Here is a 20,018-nt window from a genome sequence, read left to right as displayed (position 1 = left end):
TGCCCCCCTCCGGGTCGCTGGTCAGGGTCGCCACGGCATCTCGACGTCGACCCGGCCGACGTCGAATGAAAGCCGCGTCGAACCCGCGACCTGCGCCGCCCGCTCGATCACGAAACCACCCGCGCGCAGAAGCGGATGATCCACGACCTCGACGAGCGGACGCCCGACGCATGCGGCCGTGACGGTGGCGGGCAACGATCCCGCCAGCTTCAGATGCGCAGCACCCGCATGGGTCGACACTTCGTAGCCATCGCTGCGCAGGACGATCTCGAGGGAGTCACCCAGGATGGACGCTTCGATCCACTCTCCCGGTGCTCCTTCCGAGATGATCGCGTCACCGACCAGCGGCGTCAGGGGATAGGTAGACGTGCCGGGGTTGGCGAACGACGGGGACGGGGCGACCCGGCGAAACAATGGCGGGGACTGCGGACGGCGCCGCACCTTGCGCACCATCGTGCTCCCCGGCCACCGGTGGCCGGGCCGGATCCGCTGCAGCGCGGACCCGACGTCAGACCCGGCCATGGCCAGCACGTCAGGCACGATCGCCGACATGGAGTGGACCGTAGCGACCAGGTAGGAGCGGAAGCTCGCAAGGCGCATGGTCTCGACCAAACGGTCGAGCATCAGACCCTCCTTGCGCGCCCGGGCTCCGGCCGCGTCGCGGGCGAGCGTCCGCTCGTCGGCGATGGTCAGTTCGGCCATGCTCATATCGGCGATCATGCTTCACCTCCCGGCGCATGCGACGCCACGATCAGGCCGAGGAGGTGCTGCGTGAGCACGTCCGATCCCCTGCGGTGGGCGAGTTCACCCCAGTCGTCCCAACGGTGCACGCGCGTCGCCAACCAGCCGAAGAAGTCGTCGCGGACCTCGGCATCCGTGAACGACGTCGACCACGAGACGCGAAAGGTCGGCATTCGCACGCCGGCGCCGGCCGCCATGCCGGTCAGCGTGACGAGATGCGTTCGCCCGACCTGTTCGCGTGCGAAGAGATGGCGGCGGCGACCGATGGCCTGCTCGAAGGAGCGAAGCGCGCGGTCGCGATCCTCGTGAGCCGAGCCTCGGCCTCGCGCCACGACCGCGTCGACGACTTCCGGCAGGGGCAGATCCTCCCATTCCGGCTCGCGCGTCGCCTGCAGCATCAGCATGACCGATCGACCCTCGGTGCTGAGCGGTGCCTCCAGGCAACTGACCGGACGCCCAAATCTGTCAGCGGTCTCCAGCAGGCCGATGCTGGAAAGCCAGCACATGTAGAATCGCCACATGGCCATATCGCCGTCGAACAGGTCATGCCTGCGCTCGATGGTTCCGGTCCACGGGTCGTCGATCGAGGTCAGTACGCGCAACAGCAGCTCGTGCTGCTCCGGGGCGAAATGGATGTCGGGGAAGTCCATCCGCCCGTTCCAGAACGCATCGCGGACGCTGCGGAAGGTGCGTCCCTGCTCATCCTCCAGCTTGGAGCCGTTTGCGCGCAGCCACCAACCCCACGGCAGGTCCACGCCGGCACGGTTGCGATCCACCATGGTCAGCCCCCCTTCCGCGGATCGAGGCCGATAGCCGGAAGCGGCGGACCCTCGCGCGGCGGGACCGGCTTCCCGTCGGCGATGGCGCGCAACTGGGCGGCGAGGTTCGTGACCTCCCGCACCACGTAGGCGTCGTCCCGATAGACCGCCGCGGTCTCGGCCGCCAGGAACGACCGGGGGCGACCATCGGGGATCGGGACCTGGTCGTAGAGGTGGTTGCAGCCGAAGCCGAACCACCAGACGTGCCCGCCGCTCTCGACGCGATACTCGCTTCCGTGCCTCAGCGGCTCCCACATCTTCGGCGTCACCGGCACGTGGCAGATGCGGCGGGACTCCATGACGAGGCCGCGCTGCGGCGACGGACCGTCCTCGTCGCAGATGCGCGAATAGGTCAGTCCGCCGTGCACCTCGATGCCGAGGTCCGGCGCGACGGCGTCCTGGTCCCATCCCCAAAGCGGATGCCCTTCGGGAACGCCGACGTAGCCGCTGAGGTACGCCTCCTTCCTGTCGCGAAGCATGATGCACTCGTACCCGCTGGCCGGATCCCGCCAGGCGACCTTATCGGCCTCGCCAAGCCACGGGCCGGTCCCGCGCGGTTTGGCGCCATCGACGAAATAGATCTCGGCTGCCGGGATCGTCATGTCGCTGGTCGCGTATGGGCGGTCGGTCACGAGGGTGACGCCGTGCTCGCGGGCGACGCTGCCGCCGTCGCCCGGCAATTTCGCCAAGGCTCGGGGCGACTCTAGGATGGGCGCCAGTGACGTGCCGGTTATCGGTGTCAGCGCCGAACTGTTGGACTTGGGTGACGCGCTCTTCTTCTTGCCGGGCATGATGTTCTCCTTCGATTTTGGTCCGGGGGTGCGATCCTGCTCGCTCAGGCGAACCGTGTTCTCGGGGTGATGCGGACGAGTTCGGGACAGAGCGCCTTGGCGTTGGCCTCGACCGCGTAGACGTTGGCGGCGAGCCAGAACTGTTCGCCGACGAGGTCGTCGTCATCGACCTCCTTCGCCCACATCTTGATGTCGGCGAACCAGCGATAGCCACGGGCGCGCAACTGATCCTTGACGTCGAACGCGGCCCCGCGGGCACGGACCAGCCAGCTGGACCTGCCACCGCGCTCGATCATCTCAGCGAGCGCGGTGCGCCCTTCGGCGTCGCGTCCGCGCAGCATCTGGATCAGCGCGTCGACGTCCGAACTGGCGCGGTGGCCACAGTGGTAGAAGCCCGACTGCAGTAGCAGATACCCCAAGACGCGGCCGTCGAACCCGCGTGCGCGCCAGTCGACCTGGCGCATCGAGCAGCACCAGCTAAGGCCGCGCGCGTCCGGCAGGCGGTTCTCGATCCAGCGGCGGTCGAAGACCGAATTGTGCGCCACGACGAAGCTGGCCGACCTCAGCAGCCGGGTGGCGTCGTCGGTGTCGATCTCGCGACCCGCCACGTCGGCGTCGGTAAGCCCGGTGAGCGCGGTGATGTCGGGATGGAGCGGATCACCCGGATCCTCCCGCCATTCGAACGCCTCGTCGATGTCCGTGATGACGCCGTCAGCGTCGTACCGAAACCGGCGGATCGCCAGCTCGATGATCTTGCCCGTGGCCGGGTCGAGCCCGGTGGTCTCAACGTCCAGCGCGACGCCGACGTGACGACCGCGACCGACGCCGTCACCGGTCGGACCCTCGTGCAGGCGGAGCGGATGGAGGACGCGCGCGTCCCCGTTGCCGGCCGCGGGGCGGCCGACCTCGACTTGCAGATTCATGTCAGTCTCCCCGTGCTGAACAGCGCTGGGGTTGGATGGACGGTGCGATCTCGGTCAGCGATCGCCGGGCGATCTTGGCCGAAGTTGCACTCACACCGTCATCGCCAACCCGTCAGGCCTGGATCACCTGCTGGATGTCGACGGCGAAGGTGCGCGCCGCCGAGGACGCGCAGTCCTCGCCCATCTGCACGATCATCGCCGCCACGGGGCTCGGCACCAGAGCGATCACGAGCGGTGCCGAAGGATGGATGCCGAGGCGGATGTCCGCCGCATCGGCGAGGTCCGGGCCGAAGCGCCCGGCCAGACGCGCGCGCACCTCCGCCGCGCTCCGCGCCACCGAGGCGTGGAACGCCTGCAGCATCCGATTCTCGCGCGTCTCCGCGATGGTCGCGGTGAACAGGCGCAGGCGTGTCGAGCGGGCGACGGCGTCGCGGTCGCTCTGGCTCGATCCCCCGGCACCGGCACCGCCCCCGTAAAGGTAGTCGAACTCGCTCTCGTCGAAGTCGTCGTCCTCGCCGTCGCTCGCGAGCAGCGCGTCGACCGCGGATCGCTCGACATCCAGACCGAGCCCGAGACCGTGGACGAGGATGCCGCGCATGCAGGCGTCGCGGTCGCGACAGGCGTCGATGGCGGCGGCACCGTCGAACACGCGACGCGGCGAGAACATCCAGCTCATCGGATCGTGCCCGACCGCCTCGCGCTGGAACCGGCTCGCGGTCTCGGTCGCCACGAGGGCGACGCGGCCGATGGCGCGTCGCGTGGTCACGACCACCTCGTCGTCGTCGGCGTCGTCATCGAGCGGATCGGGGAACAGCGCTCCGATGCGTCCGATCGGTTTCTTTTCGAGGGCGGCGATACCTATTTCGGGTCCATGGCCGGCGTCGATGCGCTCGGCGGCAATCGCGTTCATATGTCACTCCATCGTCGCCGATGTCCGTCGGGCCGGCGGAGGCGACAGGCGCCGGCGCCACCGAATATGGAACCGAAACGAAATAATACAACGCTTCGCGAATTATTGTAGCGTTAGCGCCGTGCTAACGATATGAGGGAGTGCTTTGCATGGGGGCGGCGCCCGCATAGAACCGTGGAGTGGAAAAGATGCATGCCCTTCAAGTCATGTCGGCGCTGTCGCAGGCGAGCCGGTTCGCGGCGTTCAGCGCGCTCGTCGATGCGCTGCCCCAGGGAATGGCGTCGAGCGACATCGCCACCGCCATCGGGACGACGCCGAACACGATGAGCGCCCACCTAGCCATCCTCGAACGAGCGGGCCTCGTCTCGTCGGAGAAGATCGGTCGAAGCGTGATCTACCGTGCCGAGACCGGTCCGGCCGAGGGGCTCAGCGAATTCCTGGACCACGCGTGTCGACGCGGCAGGACTGCGCGCGGGGACCATCCTGTGACCAAGCCGCGGTAGGCGATAGAAATGCTGGGGCGTGCCCAGACCTACCGTCCGGGCATCTGGGCCCGCATGTTCGGCGGCGGCGCCTGGAAACTGGCTCTCGATAGCCGACATGACGCTCGCATGATGCTTGGCGGTGACGAGATCGCGTGCCTAGACATCACCGCCATCGACACTTCGAAGGCGCTGCTTTGGCATACCGTTGAAATCAGGACGTCGTCACGGATTGAGGCGCTGACCGGTCTGACAGGCAATGCCGCTCGACGTCTTCGGGACGACCTGCTCGCATTCGTGAATGGTCACCTGGGCAGGCTGATCGATGACGACAAGGAGCAATTGCGCGAGGTCGACAGGATCGTTGGCGCCATGGTCGACGCCCATCGGCAGTATTTAGCGCAGTCCGACATCGGCCGCGCCATCGCCGCCGTGCCGGGAGACGTAGCGCGGGCCTTGTCCCATCCCCTGTTTGATGCCGCGCTGATCCCCGCCACGGTACGGCGCCATCTGCCGAATGCGATCGGCCTGCTCACCGATCCCGATGCGCGCACGAAGTACAACGAAGCGTTCGTCACCCATGAATTAAACACCTTTGGAGCTTTCTTCGATGGTCTCGGCGAGTTCCCTCTTTCGGATGAGCAGCGCGAAGCAAGCATTCGGCTGGAGGATAGCAATCTCCTCGTCGCGTCAGCCGGTTCCGGGAAGTCGGCGACGATGGTGGGCAAGGTCGCCTACGTACTGGAAAAGCAGTTGCACGAACCAGGCGAGATACTCGTCATGGCATTCGGCAAGCCGGCGGCCGAGGAACTCAAGGTGCGGATCGCCAAGCAACTTGGACTGGAGCCGGGCGATCTGAAATGCCGGGTCACCACCTTTCACGCGCTCGGGCTGAGCATAATAAAGGAAGTCGAAGGACGGCCCCCGCAGATGGTGAACTGGGTCGAAAGCGCGACCGGGGAGGCGCGCTTCGTCGATGGCATCATCAAGGACTTGGTCGAGAACGATGAGGATTTCCGCAGGCTTTGGGTTGAGATCCTCCTATTGTACCCGAAAGCGCACATCCCGCCGGCGGAATTCAAGACGCCCGAGGAATACCGCGACTACATGGCGGACAACAACGGCAAGCGCCCAAAGGCGATCGCGACCCTTTCGGGCGATTACGTGCAATCGCTGGAGGAAATGCGCATCGCCAACTGGCTATGGATGCATACGGTGGATTTCCAGTATGAGCGCCAGACCCAGACCATGGACGAGGATGGAAGCCCACGCTGGCTGAAACCGGATTTCTACTACCCGGCGACGGGCACCCTCCACGAGCACTTCGCCATCAACGCCAACGGTACGTCGCCGTTCGAGAACTACGTCGAGCATGCGAACCTGAAGCGCGCCGGATACGCCAGGATCGGTGCCGATCTCTTCGAAACCACTTCGGCGCAGGCAAGTGACGGCTCCCTGCTGGACCGGTTGCGCGACGAACTCGTCGATCGGGGGATCCAGTTGGCCGAAAGGTCGGCCGACGATACCCTGAGGGCGGCGGCCCCGCTCGTGCTGGCCCACTACCGTAAGATCATCGGTGTCTGCATCAAGCACATCCGCGCAAGCGACCTCACCCTGGACATGCTGCTGGAGAAGGCGAAGTCGCTGCACGACCGCAACCGCGCCGAGCGCTTCGCCAAGGTCGTTACGAAGATCACGGACGCCTACACGCGCAGGCTGGACCAGCAGCGTCGCATCGACTTCGACTCAATGATCGGAGATGCCGTCAAAATGGTCGAGACCGGTCGCTACCGCAGCCCGTTCTCGCTCATTCTCGTCGACGAGTTCCAGGACATATCGGATCCCCGCGCCAAGCTGATCAAGGCGCTGAAGCATCAGAAACCGTTCACGAAGCTGTTCGCCGTCGGCGACGACTGGCAGTCGATCTACCGCTTCACCGGCTCCGACCTCACGATCTTCACCCAGTTCGAGACGAACTTCGGGGCGTCGTGGCAGGGGCGGCTCGAGCGCACGTACCGCTGCAACCAGATGCTGGCCGACGCGGCCGCGTCCTTCATCCAGCGGAACCCGGCGCAGCTGAAGAAGACGGTGCGGTCCTCGCGTCAGGCGATTCCGCGCTCGATCCGTGCGATCCCGGTCAAGACGGGTAAGAACAAGTCAGCATTCGCCGATGCCTGCCATAGGGTTCTCGACCGCCTGGACACCTTCCTGTCGGGGAACGCCGAACAGTGGCGGCGCCACGATGGGGAGAAGCTGAAGGTGCTAGTGCTGTGGCGCTACAACCTGCTCAACCCGTTTCACGGTAATTCTCCAGAGTTCGCTAACATCGTCGTGACCGGCAAATCTTTCCACAGTTCGAAGGGCCTGGAAGCGGACTACACGATCCTGCTCGACGTTAGCGAGGGCGACTACGGGGTACCAAGCCGCATCGAGGACGACGAGCTGCTGAACCTCGTGATCCCACGCCCGGAGACGTTCGAGTACGCGGAAGAGCGACGACTGTTCTACGTCGCGCTGACCCGGGCCAGCCGCGGCACGTTCCTGCTCTACGATCGCGATCAGCCGTCCCGCTACATCGCGGAACTATGCGATCTCGCAGGTGACGACGTCCGGTTCGAGAGCGTCGATGGAACAAGGCTGTGGCAATGCCCGGTCTGCATAACAGGCGAACTGGCGGACCGGATAGACGAAGGGGGTGCGACCGTGATCGGCTGCAGCGCGCACCCACGATGCCACTACGACCGACCAGGCACACCGGCCAGGCTGGGATAGTCGCGATAGCGCTCCAAACCGTGTGGTTCGAAATGCCACCGATCGACATTGCGCTAGTTCCGGCAGGACATCATGCTCCCGGACACTCCGAATGCAGCGCCAATCAGGGCCGGCAAACAACGAACCCGACGGCACCAATCTCGGCACACGACGAGAAGAAACCTGCAAGAAGCCAGTACAGCTGCACGAAGTGCGGCCTCGGCGCTCCGCCCGCTCTTACCGCCGCGAACGCGGCCTCCACATCCATCCGGCTGAGAGACGATGTCACGATGAGCACTCGCCGCTGGACGTCCGGTGCCCCAGTCGCGTCGGCGATCTTGGCGGCCACCTCGTCGCGCGTGCCGCCGCGGATCCGCTTCCGGATGTCCGTGACGACGCCGCCGTTCGCATATGCCGCGTCCCAACCGTCATGCTTCGACGTCATCCTGTCGCCCGCCATGCCCAGCCGTCCGAGGTTCTTGATCCCTTGCCCGACGGCATCGTGGAAGGCGGATGCGCTCAGGGACGGCGCGCCATGCTTGGCGTGGTAGAAGCTGATCGTCACCGGGGTGGTCGCGGTCGCCACCCCGATGAAGTCCGCCCACTCGTCGCCCAGGTCGTCGCAGACGAGGACGTCCTCCCGCGCGATCGTATCCACGACGGTCCGGAACACCGACCCCGGCGAGAATTGCGTCTGTCCGACCGCAAATCCTCCCTTCTCGCTGGTCGTCGCGGCGAGTGCGGGCTCGGCGATCAAGTGGCGCATAAACGTGGTACCTCCACCGACGATGTCCTCGTCCCGGAACAACGATCCCTGGACGTAGGCCAGCGCGTGATCGCTGAAGAGTACCACGAACATGTCCTCGGCATCGATGTGGCGGACGATGGGGACCCGCTTCGGATCCTGGCCGACGCCGAACGACGCATCCTCCACGAAGACACCTGCCAGAAGCGGACGCTCCAGCCCCCTGAGCGCGATCCTCGCCTTGTTGAACCTCAAGGCGCCCGCAACCACGCCAGCCTCATCGAGCAAGTCGTGATGACCTGGCGATGCCGCCGGCCGCACTTCAAAACTGACAGCGAGGTCTGCGATGATCGCGTCCACATCGGCCCTGCCCAGTTCGTGCCATAGACCTCCGTTCTCACGTACGAGGCGGATGCGCTCGTCGCCCTCCCATATCGCATCGGCCAGAGCCATGGTGTCCACCGCGAAGTAGGTCGGCAGCACACCCGTCGCGATGCCGTCGAGGTCCGCGGGGCGCGCGAACCGGGTGATGAAGGCCGATGCGTCGGCGCCGTCCGCTAGGAGGTCGACGATGTCACGAACCCAGGCGATCGCGCCGACGAGATCCGCCTTCTCGGCACGCATCGCGATCCGGCCGGTACTGGGTGTCGCGGTGTAGCTCCCCCCATCGCGCCGCACACGGTAGTTCTGCGGGATGAATCGGCCGGTGCTGGCCGAGGCTATCGCGTTCTCGAGGTCTTGCGACTCGAGCGTCTTCGATCGCAACGCCAGCCTCGACGTCGTCATATTGCGGAGACTCAGGCGCTCGAATACCGCATCGTGCCGCGCGATGGCCGTCTCGACGCGCCGACGCCCGATGGGAGCGAGGTATGCCTTCCGGAACGCCGCCGTCGCATCAAGCCCCGACCTGAGGATCGCCACGGTGGTGCCGATCTCGACCATGAGAAGGAACCCGTGCACCCGGTCGACCTTGCCGCTGCCCTCATCCAGGAATGGCACCGGGCGGTCGTGGGCGAAGCAGAGCGCCGAATAGCGAGCGTCACCGTCCAGGTTCCGCTCAATGCGAAACACCGGCCGCGCAGCGTTTACGGCATCCGCAAGCAACTCATCGAACATCGCACGAACCGCCTTCTTGGTGATCCGCTTCACACGGCGGGAGAAGTAGGCGCCACGCGCCGAACGGAGCTGGTCGATCATGACCTATAGTCTATCTGTGCCATCGAGGAATGGAACGGAAATTATGGCCAACGGTCAGACGCGAAGATCGTGGACTTGCGGCGTCACTGACCTTCGGCCCGGCGGACGGGTCGGCACTGCGATCAACGCCGATGAGCTGATGTCCTTTATATCTCGGCGCATCGAGTACAGCGGTGAACGGTCATGGTAGCGCTGGGAACCGCCGCCGGTGTCCCTCCACCATCTCCCGCAAGGCCAAAGGGGCGATCACCTCGACCGCATCACCCCATGCGTATAGGTGCCATGTCATCTCCAGATGACCCGATGCCATGAACCGCACTATCAGCGAGCCATCGGCCATCTCCTCAGTCGTCTGCGTCGGATGGAAGACGAACCGCCTGGCATGCGCGGCCGCGTCGGATGTGAACCGCCAGACCACCTCGCCGAACTCGTCCGCGCTCTCGTAGGAGCCGAAGCCCTTCTCGGCGTGGCGCTTCAGGCTGAACCCGGGATCGATCTCGCACATGCCATCGAGCAGGTCCGCACGCTGGATCTCCTCCACCCGGTAGTGCCGCAGGTTAGCCTGCGGACCCTTGGCGGTGTCGCGGGCGACGAGGTAGCGGCGCACCCCGAGAAGGAGACCGTGCGGCGCGACCACCCTCTCGTGCGGTTCGTCCTCGTCCCGTCGCCGATACATGATCCGTAGCAGGTTCGGCCCCTTCAGCGCCTCGTAGATCGCCTCGACCACCCCTTCATCCGCGGCGGGCCGGGGACCGGGACGCGCCGCATGGCCGAGCGCTTCGAGAACCGCCTCCGTATCGACGTCCAGCCGCGTCCCCTGCTCCGGGGGGATCAACGCGCGGACCTTGCGTTCGAGACCGCGCGCATGCGCCGCCTCCTTCCTGAGCCCGGCCATATCGAGCTGGGCGATCGCCTCCGCGAGCGCGACAAGTTCGTCGGCCGACGGCGTCAGCAGCGGCGCGATGGCGCGCGCCGGGATAAGCCATCGTGCGCGACGATCCTCATCGACGCGGCGCTCGGTTTGCGGGAACGCGGCCTGCAAGGCGTCCGTCATCCGCTGAGCGGTTCGTTCCGAGCAGGCGAACTCCTCCTCGATCTCCATCAGCGACACACCCCGCCGCCGCGTCGCCATCATAGCCAGACGCAGCAGATCCTGACCCTTCGCGAACGACATGGCGACTCCACGACAGCTTCTGTCACCCCTATGTGCGCTGAATAGGCTCGAAGGGGAACGACCGATGCGACTGCAGGACGGCGAGATCAGGCTTTCGGCTTCGGACCTCATGCGGTTCAAGGGTTGCCGCCACGCGACCACGCTCGATCTCCGATACATGGAGTTCCGCGACATCACTCCCGCTGCCGATGGCGACGAGGCGGAACTGCTCCAGCGTCAGGGCGATGACCATGAGCTTGCCTTCCTCGCGGAGCTGAAGCGATCCGGCCGCTCGGTGGTCGAGGTGCCGAAGGACGGGATCCCGCTGGAACGGTCCGTGGAACTAACGCGCGAGGCACTGCTGGCCGGGCCAGACGTGGTGTTCCAGGGCGCGCTCCTCGGTGGCGCCTGGGGGGGATACTCGGACTTCCTGGAACGGGTCGATCGCCCGTCCGGCCTCGGCCCGTTTTCATATGAGGTCGTCGACACGAAGCTGAAGCGCAAACCCGACCCCAAGCACGTCCTCCAGCTGGCCCTCTATTCGGACCTGATCGCCGCCGTGCAGGGCGCCCAACCCGAGGCGGCGCATCTGCAGCTGGGCGACGGCTCGCGCTTCACGGTGCGGCTCGCCGAGGTGTCCGCCTACGCGCGGCACGCCCGCACCGTGTTCGAGACATTCCTTCGCGAACGTCCCGTCACCCGGCCGGAACCGGTGTCGGCATGCGCGCTCTGCAGATGGAAGAACCACTGCCGAGAAGAATGGGACCGCAACGACAGCCTCGCGCTCGTGGCCGGCATAACAAAGATACAGCGCGCGAAGATCGAGGCGGCGGGCATCACGACGCTGACCGGACTCGCCAGCCATGCCGAAAGGATACCCAGGCTGGCGCCCGAGACGCAGGAACGCCTTCGCATCCAGGCACATCTACAGATGAAGCGTCGCGCCGGCGGACCGCCCGGCTTCCATCTGCGCGACTTCGTGCCAGGCAAGGGCTTCGGCCTGCTGCCCGAGCAGGATGACGGCGACATATTCTACGACATCGAGGGCGATCCCTACCACGAGGGCGGCCTCGAATACCTTCACGGCATCTGGTACCGCGAAGCAGGCGAGTGGACCTTCCGCGCCTTCTGGGCGCACGACCGCGAGGCGGAGGCGCGCGCCGTCGCCGAACTGCTCGACTTCCTCGTCGACCATCTCCGCCGCCACCCCCGGGCCCGTATCTACCACTACGCCAACTATGAGATCGCGGCGTTGCGCCGCCTCACGGCCGAGCACCGCGTCGGGGAGGCGGCGATGGATCAGCTCCAGCGCGAGCGGCGCTTCGTCGATCTGTTCAAGGTGGTGTCCGGCGCGCTGATCGCTTCGGAAAAGGGCTATTCGATCAAGGACCTCGAAGCGTTCTACATGGAGAAGCGCGACGCCGACGTCGCGACCGCTGGTGCCAGCGTCGTCTTCTACGAGAAGTGGCGGGAGACCGGCGACGACGACCTGCTCGCCAAGATCCACGACTACAATCGCACCGACTGCATCTCGACCCAGCTGCTGCGCGACTGGCTCGTCCGCGACGTCCGCCCGACGGATATGCCCTGGCCGCAGCTGGGTGACGTTCCCAACGCCGGCGCGCTGTCCAACGTCGATGCCGAGGACGCCGAGATCGAGGCGCTGCGCTTCCGCCTCGAACCCGTGCGGGCGCGCCTCGGCGACGCGGTCGCCGATCTGCTGCTCGACCTCAACTTCTTCCACAAGCGCGAGGACAAGCCAGCATGGTGGGCGATCTTCGATCGCCTGGCGCAGGAGAGCGAGGAACTGATCGACGACCTCGAATGCATCCAGGGGCTGGAGGCGATCGCACCGCCGGTTAAGGTCACGGCCAAGTCGTTCGAGCGGACCTACCGCTTCCCGCCGCAGGAGACGAAGCTGCGCTCGGGCAAGAAGCCTTGCATCAAGCCGGCGGCGATGCCCGAGGACATCGACCTGCGCTCGATCGATACCGACGCCAACACGCTGGTGCTGCGTCGTTCGACCTCCAAGGGGCCCTTGCCCGATCACCTGGACCTGATCCCGGCCAAACCGATCGCGAACGGCACCCTGCGCACCGCGATCGCCGCGGTCACCGACGCCATCATCGCCAACGACGTGCGGGCGCGACCGGTGGAGCAGCTGCTGTCCCAGGCCCAGCCCCGCTTCCTCGATGGCCCCCGGCCTGGCGGCGTGATCGATCCCGATGGCGATCTGCCAGCCCAGACCGCAGCAGCAATCGCGGCGATGGACGGAACGATCCTGGCGATCCAGGGGCCGCCCGGCACCGGCAAGACCTACGTCAGCGCACTTGCCATCGTGAACCTGGTTCGATCCGGTCGCCGCGTCGCCGTGTCGTCGAACAGCCACAAGGCGATCGGCAACTTGCTGGAGGCGGTCGCTGCACGTGCTGCGGCGGAAGGCATACCCTGCCGGATCGCCCAGAAATCGACCGGTGATGGCGACGAGGACACCCATCCGGGCATCGTCATGGTTTCGGACAACGACGCGCCCGAGATCGCCGCCGCCCACGTCGTCGGCGCCACCGCGTGGCACTTCGCCCGATATCCCGCCCCCGAGTTCGATCATCTCATCGTCGACGAGGCGGGGCAGGTCTCGCTCGCCAACATCATGGCCATGTCTCGCGCCGCGCGGAACATCGTGCTCGTCGGTGACCCCATGCAGCTGCCGCAACCCCTCCAGGGTACGCATCCCGGTCGCAGCGGCGAATCATGCCTGGAATACCTCATCGACGGGCACCGCATCGTCCCGGGCGATCGCGGCATCTTCATGCCGATCAGCCGTCGCATGCATCCGGCGGTGTGCGGATACATCTCCGCAGCGGTCTACGAGGAAAGGCTGCAGTCCGACGAGGCAGCGGGGATGCAGACGCTGACCGCCCTCGACGGCATGTCTATGATCGGTGCCGGCGTCAGAACCATTACCCATACGGGACGATCGCAGGTCAGCCCCGAGGAGATCGAGGCCATTCGTGACCAGATCACCCGGATCCTCGGTGCGACCTATCGCGGTCGCGACGGCGCATCCCGCATCGTCCATCATTCCGACATCCTGGTCGTCGCGCCCTACAACGCGCAGGTCAACGCATTACGCGCGGCGCTGCCGCCCGCGGTCCGCGTCGGCACGGTCGATCGATTCCAAGGTCAGGAGGCGCCGGTGTGTCTCGTCTCCATGACCACCTCGAGCGGCGAGGAACTACCGCGCGACATCGCTTTCCTGTTCTCGCTCAATCGCATCAATGTCGCCGTTTCTCGCGCGCAGGCATCGGCGGTCGTCTTCGCCAGCCCACTGCTGCTCGAGACGCCGTGCCGGACTGTACAAGAGATGACGCTGGTCAACGCGTTGTGCCTGCTGCGCGAACATGGGGGCAATGCGTTCTGACTCGGGTCGCGGTTCGCCGCACCACCCCTCCCGACTCGATGATTGATAACCTCCAAATTCTGCCATGGCGGCTTGAACCGGGAAGCGTCCGACCGAACGCGCAGATGACGTCCATGGCGAAAGGCGAGATCATTCGTGTCATCGCACGAGTGGGTGACAGGTTCTGACATCCTTGCATGCGAATGTCACGATCGTGGATCGCATAGGAGATTCGGTCGTGAACCTGGGTGGCATCGAGCTTCGGCACATCGTGGACGTGGATGGACAACTGATCGGCATCGACGCCGAGATGATCAACGCGTCCTGTCTCCTTCGCCGGGCGGCCCGTGGCCACGACCGGCGCCTCTTCCTGCTGCGCGCCGGCGAGCGGATCCCTGTCATGCCGCACCAGCACATCCGTCTCAACGAGGAGGAGGTTCTGTTCTTCGAGACGATGCCGGCGCCGACGGTTCTTGCATACGCCGCGTCGCCCTTGCCCACCCGCCTGGCTGCATAAAGGACCGACGAGGATGAACTTCACCCACTACAATCTCGGCCACGTCGAGCGCGGCAGCGTCGTCGCCGTCACCCTGCAGGGCAGTGCCGCCAATGTGCGCCTGATGGATGGGTCCAACTTCAGCAACTACAAGGCCGGCCGGCAGCACCGCTACGTCGGCGGTCTGGCCAAGCAGTCGCCCGTCAGACTGCAGATTCCCAACTCCGGGACATGGCATGTCACGGTCGACATGCAGGGAATGCGCGGCTCCGTCAGGTCCAGCATCAACGTGATCCCCGCAGCAGCTCTGCGCCCGCTGCCGACCATCAACGAGGCGCCGCTGCGCAGCATCCCCACGCTCGTCCGGGACGCCGAGGAGGAACTCGCACCAACGCCGGAGGCACCGGACGGGCGTGTATTCGACGTCTTCATCTCGCACGCCTCGGAGGACAAAGACGAGATCGTACGGCCGCTCGCCAACGCGCTCCGTGATGCCGGCCTGTCCGTCTGGTACGACGAGTTCGAACTCAGGATCGGCGACAGCCTCCGGCGCAAGATCGATCGTGGGCTCGGCAGCAGCCGTTTCGGTGTGGTGGTGCTCTCCAAGTCGTTCTTCGGGAAGGGGTGGCCGGAATACGAACTCGATGGCCTGGTGACGAAGGCCGTCTCCGGTGATCAGGTGCTGCTGCCGATCTGGCACGACGTGACCAAGAAGCAGGTGATCGGCTTCTCCCCGTCTCTCGCAGACAAACTGGCGCGTAGCACGGCGACCCACACCGTCGAGGAGATCGCAGCCGAGATCGCCGACGTGGTCGGACCGACGGGGGCAGCGTGAGTGCGATCCACCGACATCGGGAGATCCCCCGTCGCCGGACTCACGGAACGGGGCGGCGACCGGGATCGATCGACGCCTTGGTTACCCAAACGATGGGTCCGGGCGGCATGATAATCTACGATGATGTGGGAGAAGGCTGACATGGCACGAAACATCGTCATATTCTCGGACGGCACCGGTCAACGGGGCGGCGTGCTCGTCGACGAGCGTCGTAGCAACATCTACAAGCTGTATCGCGCGACCCGGGTCGCGCCCGACAGTTGCGTCAATCCCGCCGACCAGACCGCGTTCTACGATGCCGGCCTCGGGACCCTGCCCGGCGGCATCGACTCACCGGCTGCGCTCGCGCGATCGCTCTACAACCTGGCCAGCCAGGCGACCGGCATGGGGATCACGCGGAACATCGTAGAGTGCTACGCCGCACTCGTCCGCCTGTGGCGGCCTGGCGACCGCATCTTCCTCTTTGGCTTCAGCCGCGGCGCATATACGATGCGGTGCCTAGGCGGCGTCCTGAAGCTGTGCGGCGTCCCGACGACCGGAGAGAAGGGCGCGCCGCTCAAGCGCGATGCATCTTCCGCGCTGAAGATCGCGAAGGAGGCGGTCGCCGTCTACAACTACACGAACTCGCGGCCGGAAAGTGATCGGACCGATCGGCAGAAGGAACTGCTTGGTCACCGCGCGCTATTGGCGGCGCGCTTTCGCAAAACCTACAACTCAGGCGGTTCGGGGGGCGGAGACGCCCGTCCCTGGTTCCTCGGCGTGTTCGACACCGTCGCGTCCTTGGCCAACCCGGTCGCCATCGCAATGCTGACGATGATCGCCTTGGTAATGGTCGCCGCGTGCAGCGTCGTCGCATACTGGGTCACGGGCGAATACTGGCGGTGGTTCGGCATCATCACCGCCACGCTCACCGGCATCGGTCTCGGCTTCAACATCGCCTCCCGCTTCAAGGTTGCCTTCGGGCTGCCGGGCATCCGGTGGTGGCGGACGATCCATTTCGCCAGCGCACGGATGAAGATGTACGACACCGAACTGGACGAGAAGGTGCAGTATGCGCGGCACGCCTTGTCGATCGACGAGGCACGTGCATCCTTCGCCCGCGTCCCATGGGGCATCCCTGGCCAATGGCGGGGTGGCGACCCAGCGTGGTTCGAGCAGCTGTGGTTCGCTGGCAACCATTCCGACATCGGTGGCAGCTATCCAGAGGACGAGTCGCGCCTCTCCGACGTGGCGCTCGACTGGATACTCGGTGCCGCCAGCGCGGTGGGCCTGAAGTACGATCCCACCGTCCTGCGCCTCCATCCCGATGCGCTCGGCATGCAGCATGACGAGACGCGCGGCATCGTCTTCCGCTTCGCGAGGAAGAGGCTGCGCACCTTGAAGACGAATGCGCCGCTGCATCCGTCCGTCCTAGATCGCCTGGCGGCTGACGAAGTGGATCAGTTCGGGCTGTCGGCGCCGTATCGCCCGGAAAACTTGCGCACCCACGACAATGCGAAGGGCCATTACACCGTCAAGGATGTTCCGCATGCCCAGTGACACCATCGGATCATTCCGGTCGATCCTGTTCGCAACGATACTGGTCTTCGGACAGTGCCTACCTGCGCGTGCGGCGCAAGCGCGGAACACCGGCGAACTCCATACCTTCCACTGCCTTCACGGCTGTCCGATCGGGGCGGCTGACATCGACGACATCGTTGTGCGCGAGATCTACACGCTCGCCTCCAACGACCTGACCAAGATGGCAGACTGGGTCGCGTACCGAGTGACACCGACCTCCATCGGCCCCTCGGGCGATCGCAAGTGGGCAGCGGATCCGTGGCTCGATCCCGACGAGGCGCTCGAACCCGACGACTACGAGGGCGCACCACGAGCGCTGGGTATCGACCGCGGTCATCAGGCCCCGCTCGCAGGTCAGTCGGGAACGCCCTTCGCAGCCGACACCAACATCCTGTCCAACATCACGCCGCAGGGTGCGGCGTTGAACCAAGGAGCGTGGCAGCGCCTGGAGGCGCGGGAGAACGATCTCGCCCGCGCGGAGAACATCGCCGTCTATGTACTGACCGGGCCGCTATTCGAACGCGTTGTCGCGCCGATGCCGAAAGCGGATGAGCGCCACCGCGTTCCGTCCGGTTACTGGAAGGTCCTGGTAACGCAGGACGGTCGAATGGCCGCCTTCATCATGGATACGGCCGCACCGCGTGCGCTCGACCACTGCGCCGCGCAGGTGGCGCTCGACGAAGTCGAACTGCGTTCGCGCCTCGGTCTATTCCCGAGGCTGGATAAGCGATCCTTCTCCAACCTGTCGCCGTATCTGGGGTGCCCAGCATGAGAACCGGCTCGTTGCATCTCGTTTGTCGATCGTCCTTCCGGCGGTTCCGGGCCATGATCCTGCTGCCGGCCCTATTGACTGCGTCGTGCGCGACCACGCCGTCCGCCGACCTGAACGGTTTCGGCCGGGCGGCGACGGGACTGCAGGCGGACGTGGGCACCACGTTCACCGAGGCGAACAGGATCGCACGCTCGGTCGAGGTCGATCGCTTCGTCCGGTCAGGCGCCATCGGCCTGTCGGAGCGTCGCTTCCCTCCGGCCGTTCCACCCGAGATCGCGGCCCGCTGGCGAGCGGCGCTTGGGGATCTTGCGCGCTACGGCAACCTGCTGGCGACGCTGACGGACACCGGTCGCGGTGGCGTGCAGACCGACGCCTTCAGGCAACTGGGGACGCAGCTGAACGCCGGCTCGACCGGAGCCGACCTTGATGCAGGGATCACCGCCGGCTTCGCGGCGCTGGCGGGCGCGCTGGTGGACATGAAGGCGCAGGCGAGTGCACGCGACATCCTGCGGCGAACGGATCCGGACGTCCGCAAACTCCTCGTTGCCATGGCCGACGCCGTCGGTGCCGACGATGCGCAAGGCCTGCGCGGGACGGTGGCGTCGAACTGGACCGCGGCACTGTCCGCATACCAGCGCACCTACGCGGTCGCTGCCACCGACAAGGCCGATGCGAGGCAGCGCCAGATCGTCTCCGACTATCTGACCAGCATCGACAGGCGCGACGCGCAGCTCGACGCGCTGGCAGGACTTCGATCGTCTCTTCTCGGCCTTGCTGACGCCCATACCGCTGCCGCCGCAGGATCGCGGCGCCCCTTCGACGAGGTGCTGAAGGACGTGAATGAAAGGGTCGCGCGGACGGAAGCCACATACCGGGCGGTCGAGAAGGCGGGAGAGACGCGATGACGAATGGCCACGGCGGAGTCCCGATGGATGGGGAGAACCCGGACCTGAAGGCCATGCACCGCGACCTCATCGCCTTGGTCAGGCGGTTGGAGGAGTCGGTCGACTCCGCCCCGACCGCTGCGGCGATCGGGGCGATCTCCGATCAGATCGTCGAGGTGAACGCCCGCGTGACGGCGGCCGGACGCTTGTTGCTGGCGGCACAGACGGAGGAGATATCGCGGCACGCTTGCGCGGTATCAGCCGCCATTCCCGGGATCGAGGACGAGATCGAGGATCTGCGGAGATACGAGCGTGTGGTTCGCAGCATCGCCACCGTCCTCGACGTAGCCGACGAGGCGATCCGTGTGGCTACCATGGTCTGCCGCTGAGATCGTAGGATGCGCGGATGGAGCCGTTTTCATCGCCGGTGCCACGTCGGATTCGACGGGGAAGGTCGTCAGCCCCCGACAGCCCCGGATCGCCGAGGGCCACGTAATCGCCGTCGAAGACCGCATCAGCGTGCCAGCAATTTAACCTTCTGCTGATCGAATTCGGCTTGGGTGATGAGCCCGTCAGCCTTCAGCTTGCCGAGCTTGGTCAATTCATCGGCGACGGATAGCTCAGAGGCATTGGCCATGGTCACTGCAACCGGCGTCGCGGCCACCGCGACCACCTCCTCGGCGTATGCCTGACGGTATGCCCGCGTCACGGTCAGTTTCAGGGGCTTGCCGTCGTGCAATACGTCCATGCCGTAAGTGGGCGTCTTCGCCGCCTTCGCCAACGAATCCTGGAAGTCGTCGCCGTCCTTGAAGCGCTTGCCCGCTATCGAGGTGATCTGGTCGCCGACCTGCACGCCTGCCTGTGCAGCGGCTGAACCATCCTGCAGCGAGGTGATCCGCATGCTTGACGTCTTTCCGCTCCGAACAGGCTCAAGACCGACGCCGAGGAATGCGTGGTTGGGGAACGTGGTGCCCTTCGGTAGCTTTCCGCCCGCCGCACTCATGAAGTTCATCGCCCCGTTGTGGAACTGAGGTCCTGAGAAATCTGTGCGCTTCATCTGGCCGAAAGCCATCTGGAGCTCCATCCACCCCGACGCTTGCACGCGAGAAACGCCGGCGACGGTGGACACCGTGTACTTGAAGAAACGTCGCGGTGGCGTCGAGTAGCTGTTGCCCATCAACAGCGTGCCCATCAGCGACTGGCCAAAATTCATCGGCGCTTCGCACACGACCTCCGTGCTAGTCGATGAAGTCACGCTCCAGCTGGCGTCGATGCACTTGGCCGACAGCTTGCCGATCACCTCGGTTGGTGGTTCGGCGAAGAGCATCTCGGTGGCACCTGTCGGCGTCACCGCGAAGAATTCGTCCGCCATTGCTGGCGATGACGTCAGAACGGCGACCGCCACAGCGACCGTATGCATTGCTCGCATTTGTAATTCATCCCCCTGCGCCGGATGTCCCCACACCCGCAATACCGCAGTACACAAGCGGATCGCCGAAGACGCAAGACGAATCCTGCTATGACCGCCGCCCGGACTTCCATTGTGGTTTCCGGTGACCA

General features: G+C 65.6%; 17 protein-coding genes. 9 read left to right on the top strand and 8 right to left on the bottom strand.

Annotated elements, in window-relative coordinates:
* Positions 1-21: 21 nt before the first annotated feature.
* The 5 genes from MF610_RS14355 to MF610_RS14335 form a co-directional block, all read right to left on the bottom strand.
* Positions 22-720 carry a hypothetical protein gene (locus tag MF610_RS14355; RefSeq protein WP_242198557.1) on the bottom strand — a complete coding sequence of 233 codons (699 nt, stop codon included), beginning with the start codon at positions 718-720 and terminating at the stop codon, positions 22-24.
* Complete coding sequence (locus MF610_RS14350; protein WP_242198539.1) at positions 717-1,520, bottom strand: hypothetical protein; 804 nt, start codon at positions 1,518-1,520, stop codon at positions 717-719. The genes MF610_RS14355 and MF610_RS14350 overlap by 4 nt, the downstream gene beginning before the upstream one ends.
* 2 nt (positions 1,521-1,522) lie before the next feature.
* The gene (locus tag MF610_RS14345) at positions 1,523-2,350 is read right to left on the bottom strand and encodes a hypothetical protein (protein WP_242198521.1); all 828 of its coding nucleotides are present in this window, start codon (positions 2,348-2,350) and stop codon (positions 1,523-1,525) included.
* Between the two features lie 44 nt (positions 2,351-2,394).
* On the bottom strand, positions 2,395-3,273 hold the full coding sequence (locus MF610_RS14340; protein WP_056399254.1) for a 3'-5' exonuclease: 879 nt from the start codon (positions 3,271-3,273) through the stop codon (positions 2,395-2,397).
* 112 nt (positions 3,274-3,385) lie between these two features.
* Positions 3,386-4,183 carry a hypothetical protein gene (locus MF610_RS14335; protein ID WP_242198519.1) on the bottom strand — a complete coding sequence of 266 codons (798 nt, stop codon included), beginning with the start codon at positions 4,181-4,183 and terminating at the stop codon, positions 3,386-3,388.
* Positions 4,184-4,371: 188 nt separating this feature from the next.
* On the opposite strand from MF610_RS14335, the gene MF610_RS14330 reads away from it, so the two are divergent.
* Both MF610_RS14330 and MF610_RS14325 read left to right on the top strand, forming a co-directional pair.
* Positions 4,372-4,686: an ArsR/SmtB family transcription factor gene (locus MF610_RS14330; RefSeq protein WP_156347383.1), complete on the top strand. Its 315-nt coding sequence runs from the start codon at positions 4,372-4,374 to the stop codon at positions 4,684-4,686.
* A gap of 9 nt (positions 4,687-4,695) precedes the next feature.
* A complete protein-coding gene (locus MF610_RS14325) occupies positions 4,696-7,437 on the top strand; it encodes a UvrD-helicase domain-containing protein (protein WP_242198516.1) in 2,742 nt (913 codons plus the stop codon).
* 103 nt (positions 7,438-7,540) lie between these two features.
* On the opposite strand, the gene MF610_RS14320 is transcribed toward MF610_RS14325, so the two are convergent.
* Positions 7,541-9,358 (bottom strand): hypothetical protein, encoded by a 1,818-nt coding sequence (locus tag MF610_RS14320; protein ID WP_242198503.1) that lies wholly within the window; start codon positions 9,356-9,358, stop codon positions 7,541-7,543.
* A gap of 181 nt (positions 9,359-9,539) precedes the next feature.
* Positions 9,540-10,532: a helix-turn-helix transcriptional regulator gene (locus MF610_RS14315; RefSeq protein WP_056399268.1), complete on the bottom strand. Its 993-nt coding sequence runs from the start codon at positions 10,530-10,532 to the stop codon at positions 9,540-9,542.
* A gap of 64 nt (positions 10,533-10,596) precedes the next feature.
* Between MF610_RS14315 and MF610_RS14310 the strand changes: the two genes are divergently transcribed.
* The 7 genes from MF610_RS14310 to MF610_RS14280 all read left to right on the top strand — a co-directional run bounded on the left by MF610_RS14310 (position 10,597) and on the right by MF610_RS14280 (position 18,847).
* Positions 10,597-13,932: a TM0106 family RecB-like putative nuclease gene (locus MF610_RS14310; protein WP_242198485.1), complete on the top strand. Its 3,336-nt coding sequence runs from the start codon at positions 10,597-10,599 to the stop codon at positions 13,930-13,932.
* Positions 13,933-14,149: 217 nt separating this feature from the next.
* Positions 14,150-14,428 carry a hypothetical protein gene (locus tag MF610_RS14305; RefSeq protein ID WP_056399283.1) on the top strand — a complete coding sequence of 93 codons (279 nt, stop codon included), beginning with the start codon at positions 14,150-14,152 and terminating at the stop codon, positions 14,426-14,428.
* Between the two features lie 13 nt (positions 14,429-14,441).
* A complete protein-coding gene (locus MF610_RS14300; RefSeq protein WP_242198483.1) occupies positions 14,442-15,242 on the top strand; it encodes a DUF1883 domain-containing protein in 801 nt (266 codons plus the stop codon).
* A 120-nt stretch (positions 15,243-15,362) separates the two neighbouring features.
* Positions 15,363-16,781, top strand: a complete 1,419-nt coding sequence (locus MF610_RS14295; protein WP_242198480.1) for a DUF2235 domain-containing protein — start codon at positions 15,363-15,365, stop codon at positions 16,779-16,781.
* Positions 16,771-17,574, top strand: a complete 804-nt coding sequence (locus MF610_RS14290; RefSeq protein ID WP_242198475.1) for a DNA/RNA non-specific endonuclease — start codon at positions 16,771-16,773, stop codon at positions 17,572-17,574. The genes MF610_RS14295 and MF610_RS14290 overlap by 11 nt, the downstream gene beginning before the upstream one ends.
* A 53-nt stretch (positions 17,575-17,627) precedes the next feature.
* On the top strand, positions 17,628-18,479 hold the full coding sequence (locus MF610_RS14285) for a hypothetical protein (protein WP_242198471.1): 852 nt from the start codon (positions 17,628-17,630) through the stop codon (positions 18,477-18,479).
* Positions 18,476-18,847, top strand: coding sequence for a hypothetical protein (locus MF610_RS14280; protein WP_242198468.1), 372 nt, complete (start codon positions 18,476-18,478; stop codon positions 18,845-18,847). The genes MF610_RS14285 and MF610_RS14280 overlap by 4 nt, the downstream gene beginning before the upstream one ends.
* Before the next feature lie 125 nt (positions 18,848-18,972).
* Here the strand turns inward: MF610_RS14280 and MF610_RS14275 are convergent, their stop codons facing one another.
* Complete coding sequence (locus MF610_RS14275; protein ID WP_242198465.1) at positions 18,973-19,830, bottom strand: PDZ domain-containing protein; 858 nt, start codon at positions 19,828-19,830, stop codon at positions 18,973-18,975.
* Between the last annotated feature and the right edge of the window lie 188 nt (positions 19,831-20,018).

It is taken from the genome of Sphingomonas hankookensis (assembly GCF_022664465.1).
GTDB lineage: Bacteria > Pseudomonadota > Alphaproteobacteria > Sphingomonadales > Sphingomonadaceae > Sphingomonas > Sphingomonas hankookensis.
This window is presented reverse-complemented; position numbering and strand designations above follow the sequence as displayed.